Here is a 5207-nt window from a genome sequence, read left to right as displayed (position 1 = left end):
TGCCACCTCGGGCACGCCCTCGGCCAGCGGCAGGGCGTCGAGGCGGACGACCACGTCGACGCCGGAGGCGCGTGCCAGATGACCGGCGTCCGTCGCGACCCCGTCGGAGACGTCCATCAGGGCGGTCGCGCCCGCGTCGCGCAGGGACCTCGCCAGCTCCAGCCGCGGCTCGGGGCGCAGGTACGCCCGCCGCAGGGACTCGGCGACCCTCGGGGAGAGGCCGATCGCGGCGGCGTCGACGCGGCCGTCGAGCAGCGCCAGCCCGGCACCCGATCCGCCCAGGGGGCCGGTGACGCCGAGGAGGTCGCCCGGGCGGGCGCCGTCGCGCCCGCGTAGGGCGTCCTCGTCGTCCGCCCACCCGATCACGGTGACGCCGATGCTCAGGACAGGGCCGCGGGTCACGTCACCGCCCGCGATGGTCGTCCCCGTCCGCGCGGCGAGCGTCTCCATCGCCGACACCACCGCCAGTGCGTCGGGGGCCGTCAAGGTGCGCGGGAGCGTCAGCGTCACGTACGCCTCGCCCGCGTCGGCGGCCATCGCCGCGAGGTCGCTGAGCGCCCCGGCCATGGCGCGATGGCCGGCGTCGGCGGGCCCGACGCCCGGGAGGTCGAGACGGAAGTGGACGCCGTCGACCATCTGGTCGACGCTCACGACCTGGATGGGCCGGGATCGCACGACGGCGGCGTCGTCACCGATCCAGCGCAGCACCCGGTCCCCACGCGGGGTCAGGACCTCCTGCAGGGCGGCGATCAGTTCGTGCTCGCCCATGGGGTGGGCGGACCGGCCGCCGCGCGGCGCCGCCTAGCGGTGCCGGTAGACGATGCGGGCTCGGCTCAGGTCGTACGGGCTGAGCTCGACGCGGACGCGGTCGCCCGGGAGGATCCTGATGCGGAACCGGCGCATCTTGCCGGCGACGTGCCCGAGTACCTCGTGATCGTTGTCGAGCTTCACCTTGAACATGGCGTTGGGCAGGGCCTCGACGACCTCGCCCTCGAACTCGACTTTTTCTTCCTTGGCCATTGCACCTGACGGTAGCACCGCGCGGCGCCGTCGGGTCCTACGGTATGGAGCCCGCCGGCGAGCCGCCCGCGGTGCCGCCGCCGGTCGAACCCCCGCCGTTGTTGGCGGGCGGGGGGCTCGGCGCGGCCGGCGCGGGCGTCTGCGTCGGCGGCGGAGCCTGCGGCGGATCCTCGTACTGGTCGCTCGGGTACTGGGTCCCGCCGCGGCCGGTGGAGTCCCCGTCGGCGTCGTCGTTGTCGGTCCCCGTCGGCGGGGAGAAGCCGTCGGTCGGCGTGGAGGTCCCGCCGGGCGCCCCGCTCTTCGCGTAGGTGCCGAAGAACGGAGCGGACTCGAACGGCTCCTTGGGCTTCGGCCATTCGCCGCACGTCTTGCGGTTGACCGTGGCGGCCATGAAGTCGTGGAAGATCGCGGCGGGCGCCTTGCCGCCGAACATCGTCCCCCAGCCGGGGACGGCCGTCATCGGGACGCGGCTGCCCGGGTGTCCCACCCAGACGACCGTGGTGAGGTTGCTCGTCATCCCGGCGAACCACGCGTCGGCGAAGCCGGTGGTCGTGCCGGTCTTGCCCGCGGTCGGGCAGAACCCGAGGTTGGCGGCGGTGCCGGTGCCGCGGGCGGCGTTGGCCTGCATCGCCTTGATGGCCTCGTAGGTCTGGCCGTCCGTGAAGATCTTGGTGCGTCGCGGCTTGCCGAGCGACTTGTCGACCTTGCCGTCGGGGAACTTGACCTTGGTGATGGCGATGGGCTTGAGCTTGTCGCCGCCGTCGTTGATCGTCGTGTACGCGCGCGCCATCTCCAGCACGGTGCAGCACTTCCGCATGCCGCCGAGGGCCTCGGCCGGGTAGGCGTCCAGCTTGCTCGTGATCCCCATGTCGTACGCGGTCTGGCGCACCGCGTCGGGGCCCAGGTCGAGGGCCAGCTGCTGGAAGACCGTGTTGTCGGAGGCGACGGTCGCCTGGAAGAGCGTCCGGCGTCCGCCGTAGGCGCCGCCGTCGGAGTTCGACACCTCGATCTTCGCGCCGGTGCCCTTGTCGATGAAGTTGAGCTTCTTGGAGTCGTAGGAGGTCCTGTTGATGTCGACGCCGCGGCGCAGCGCGGCCATCAGCACCAGCATCTTCGCGGTCGACCCGGGCTGACGGACGCCCTGGGAGGCCAGGTCGAACTTCGACTCCCCGTAGCTGCGGGAGGAGGCCATCGCCTTGATGTGGCCGTTGCGCGGATCGATCGAGACGAGTGCCGCCGACGGATCCCCCGGGTTCGGCAGCCGGTCGCGGATCGCCTTGCGGGCCTTCTGCTGGGCCTTCAGGTCGACGGTGGTGTAGACCTTCAGACCGCCGCGGCGGACCTTCTTCACGCCGTACTTGCGCACCAGCTCGCGGCGCACGTACTCGAAGAAGTACCCCTCGCGGCGCTCGGTGAAGTAGTCGGTCTTCTTGACGCCGAGCGGCCGTGCCTTGGCCTCCTCGGCGTCGGTCGTGCTGATGTAGCCCTGGTCGGCCATCGAGTCGAGCACGTCGTTGCGCCGGCGCATCGCGCCGTCCGGGTTCTTGTACGGGCTGAACGCCGACGGTGCCTGCGGGAGGCCCGCGAGCAGCGCGGCCTCGTGCAGCTTGAGGTCCCGGGCGCGCTTGTTGAAGTACAGGCGGGAGGCGGCCTGCACGCCGTAGGCGCTCTGGCCGCCCACCGTGCCGTAGGGGACGGAGTTCAGGTACTTCGTGAGGATCCACTTCTTGCCGAGCGGGCCCGGATGGCGGTTCTCGAGCTCCTCCGCGAGCTTCGCCTCGCGGATCTTGCGCTTGAAGTTGCGCTCGCGGTCCTCGGTGTAGAGGTTGCGGATCAACTGCATGGTCAGCGTCGAGCCGCCCTGGACCGTCTCTCCGCTGCGGAGGTTCTTCACCCCGGCGCGGATGACGCCCTCGAAGTCCACGCCCGTGTGCTGGTAGAAGCGCCGGTCCTCGATCGCCACCGTGGCGTCGTTCATGACCTTCGGGATCGCGGTGGACGGGATCGGCTGCCGCAGGATCGTCGACTGGATGAACCCGAGGCGGGTCTTCCCGTCCTTCGCGTAGACGACCGTGTTGGCGCCCTGCTCGACCGGCTTGAGGCCCGAGAGGTCCGGTCCGGAGGAGGCCAGGCTCACGACGTAGCCGACCGCGGACAGGCTGCCGATGGCCAGCATCGCGGTCAGGATGCCGAAGGCCAGGAGCAGCACGCGACCGGGGCCGCCCTTGTTGCGGCGGCGCCGACGTTGGCGTTCACGACGGGACATAGGCGAACGAGGGACGGTAGCGAAGTGCGGCGGCGTGTCCTTCGCACCCGCCGCCCTACGGAGTTCGCCGCGAGGGTCCCACGTCCTACTGCGCGCCCGCGCCGTGCAGGGCCTCCAGGGCGGCCTCGCGAAGGTCGGCCTCGGCGCCGAAGCGCTCCGCGGGCTGGCACGGAGCCGCGACCAGGAACAGCCGGATGCCCTCGCTCGTGGACTCCGCGACGCGGCACTGGATCTCGGGCAGCGCGGTCCGGACGGCGGCCAGCGCGGCGCTCGCGTCCGCGTCGGGACGGATCCACACCGACACCTCGACGGCCACCGTCGCGCTCTCGATCGACTCGTTGCGCAGGACGCCGGCCGCCAGCCGCTCGTTCGGGATGATCACGCGGGCATCGGTGCCGGTCCGCAGCCACGTCGAGGTGAGCCGGACGTCCTCGACCGTGCCGGTCTGGTCCTCGAAGGTGACGTGATCACCGACGCGCAGCGGCTGGGTGATCGCGATCTGGAGGCCCGCGACCGCGTTGGCGAGCACCTGGCGTGCGGCGAACCCGACGACGGCCGCGGCGATCGCGCTCGAGGCGAGCACGGCGCCGGCGATCCGGTCGAGAGCGGCGAACTGCGACAGCGCTATCGAGATGCCGATCACGATGATCGTCACCTCGGTGAACCGCCGCAGGAAGCGCAGGCGCGTGTCCGCCTCCGGCGTCAGCGCGCGACCGCTGGCCCGGACGGCCAGCGACGCGGCGCGGTTGAGGATCACCCGGTCGACCAGCCAGGCCAGGGCGAAGGCGAGGACGATGCTGAGCGCCGCGGTGAGCTGGTGGTCGTAGCGTTGGAAGAACGACTCCGCGAGGATGTGCGGCGGCATGGCCCTCGACGGTACCCGAGCATCCCGCCGTATCGCCGTTCCGCGCATCGGGCTCGCACCGCACTGGGCCGTCGCGTGGAGGGAGGCGGCGTTCGCCTTCGTGCTCTCCCGCGCCCTGGTCCTCGTCAGCGGCGTGGGCGCCTCCGCCTGGCTGGGGCACTCCGACCGCGCGCCGGGCTTCGATCCCTCGGGCCTCACGCACCCCTTCTCCGCGGCGGGCAACGAGCTGGTCGCGCCGATGGCGCGGTGGGACAGCGTCTGGTTCCTGACCATCGCGGACGCCGGCTACGGCGACGACGCCGCGCGGCCGGCGTTCTTCCCGCTGTATCCGCTGCTGGCGCGTGCGGTGGGGACGCCGCTGGGCTCCAGCCTCCTCGGCGGGATCGTCGTGTCGTGGGTGGCGTACCTGATCGCCCTGGTGCTGCTGCACCGCCTCGCGGAGCTGGAGCTGCGCGACGCGCGTGCCGCCCGGTACGCGGTCCTGGCCTGCGCGCTCTTCCCGATGGCCTTCTTCCACACGGCGGTCTACAGCGAGGGCCTGTTCCTCGCGCTGTCGCTCGGGGCCGTCTACAGCGCGCGCACCGGCGCGTGGGCGTGGGCCGGCGCGCTGGGCGCCCTCGCCGCCGGGACGCGCAGTGCCGGCGTGGTGCTGGTCGTCCCGCTGGTGCTCCTGTACCTCCGGCAGCGCCGGACGACGGCCGCGGCCGATCGCCGGCGGCCGACACGTGCGGACCTCCCGCTGGTGTGGGTCGCGCTCGTGCCGGCGGGGATGCTCGCGTTCTGCGGCTGGTTCGCGGTGACCGGCGGATCGGTGACCGCGCCGCTCGACGCCCAGAAGGTGTGGTTCCGGGAGTTCAGCGGGCCGTTCGTCGGGCTCTGGGACGGCTGGGTGGCCGCCTACCAGGGCGCTCGGCAGCTGCTCTCGGGCGCCCGGGAGCCCGTCTACTTCACGGCGTCCGGCGGCGACCCGTTCGTGGTCGCGCAGGAGAACCTCATCCTCTTCGCGTTCCTGGTGGCCTGCGTCCCGGCGATCGTCGGAGTCCTGCGGAGCCTGCC

At 72.4% G+C, this 5207-nt stretch carries 5 protein-coding genes; 1 reads left to right on the top strand and 4 read right to left on the bottom strand.

Annotated elements, in window-relative coordinates:
* The 4 genes from thiL to ABYE80_RS16615 form a co-directional block, all read right to left on the bottom strand.
* Nucleotides 1–768, bottom strand: a 768-nt coding sequence (gene thiL, locus ABYE80_RS16630) for a thiamine-phosphate kinase (RefSeq protein ID WP_372791421.1), incomplete at its 3' end; no start/stop codon positions are given.
* A 33-nt stretch (nt 769–801) separates the two neighbouring features.
* Nucleotides 802–1020 carry a translation initiation factor IF-1 gene (infA, locus tag ABYE80_RS16625; protein ID WP_107567775.1) on the bottom strand — a complete coding sequence of 73 codons (219 nt, stop codon included), beginning with the start codon at nt 1018–1020 and terminating at the stop codon, nt 802–804.
* Nucleotides 1021–1057: 37 nt separating this feature from the next.
* Complete coding sequence (locus ABYE80_RS16620) at nt 1058–3286, bottom strand: transglycosylase domain-containing protein (RefSeq protein ID WP_372791420.1); 2229 nt, start codon at nt 3284–3286, stop codon at nt 1058–1060.
* A gap of 85 nt (nt 3287–3371) precedes the next feature.
* On the bottom strand, nt 3372–4151 hold the full coding sequence (locus ABYE80_RS16615; RefSeq protein ID WP_372791419.1) for a mechanosensitive ion channel family protein: 780 nt from the start codon (nt 4149–4151) through the stop codon (nt 3372–3374).
* Between ABYE80_RS16615 and ABYE80_RS16610 the strand changes: the two genes are divergently transcribed.
* Nucleotides 4150–5207: mannosyltransferase family protein (locus tag ABYE80_RS16610; protein WP_372791418.1), on the top strand; the 1058-nt coding region annotated here is incomplete at its 3' end. The two genes, ABYE80_RS16615 and ABYE80_RS16610, sit on opposite strands and share 2 nt — an antisense overlap.

Origin of the sequence: Paraconexibacter sp., from assembly GCF_041602235.1 — a bacterium.
Taxonomy (GTDB): domain Bacteria; phylum Actinomycetota; class Thermoleophilia; order Solirubrobacterales; family Solirubrobacteraceae; genus Paraconexibacter.
This window is presented reverse-complemented; position numbering and strand designations above follow the sequence as displayed.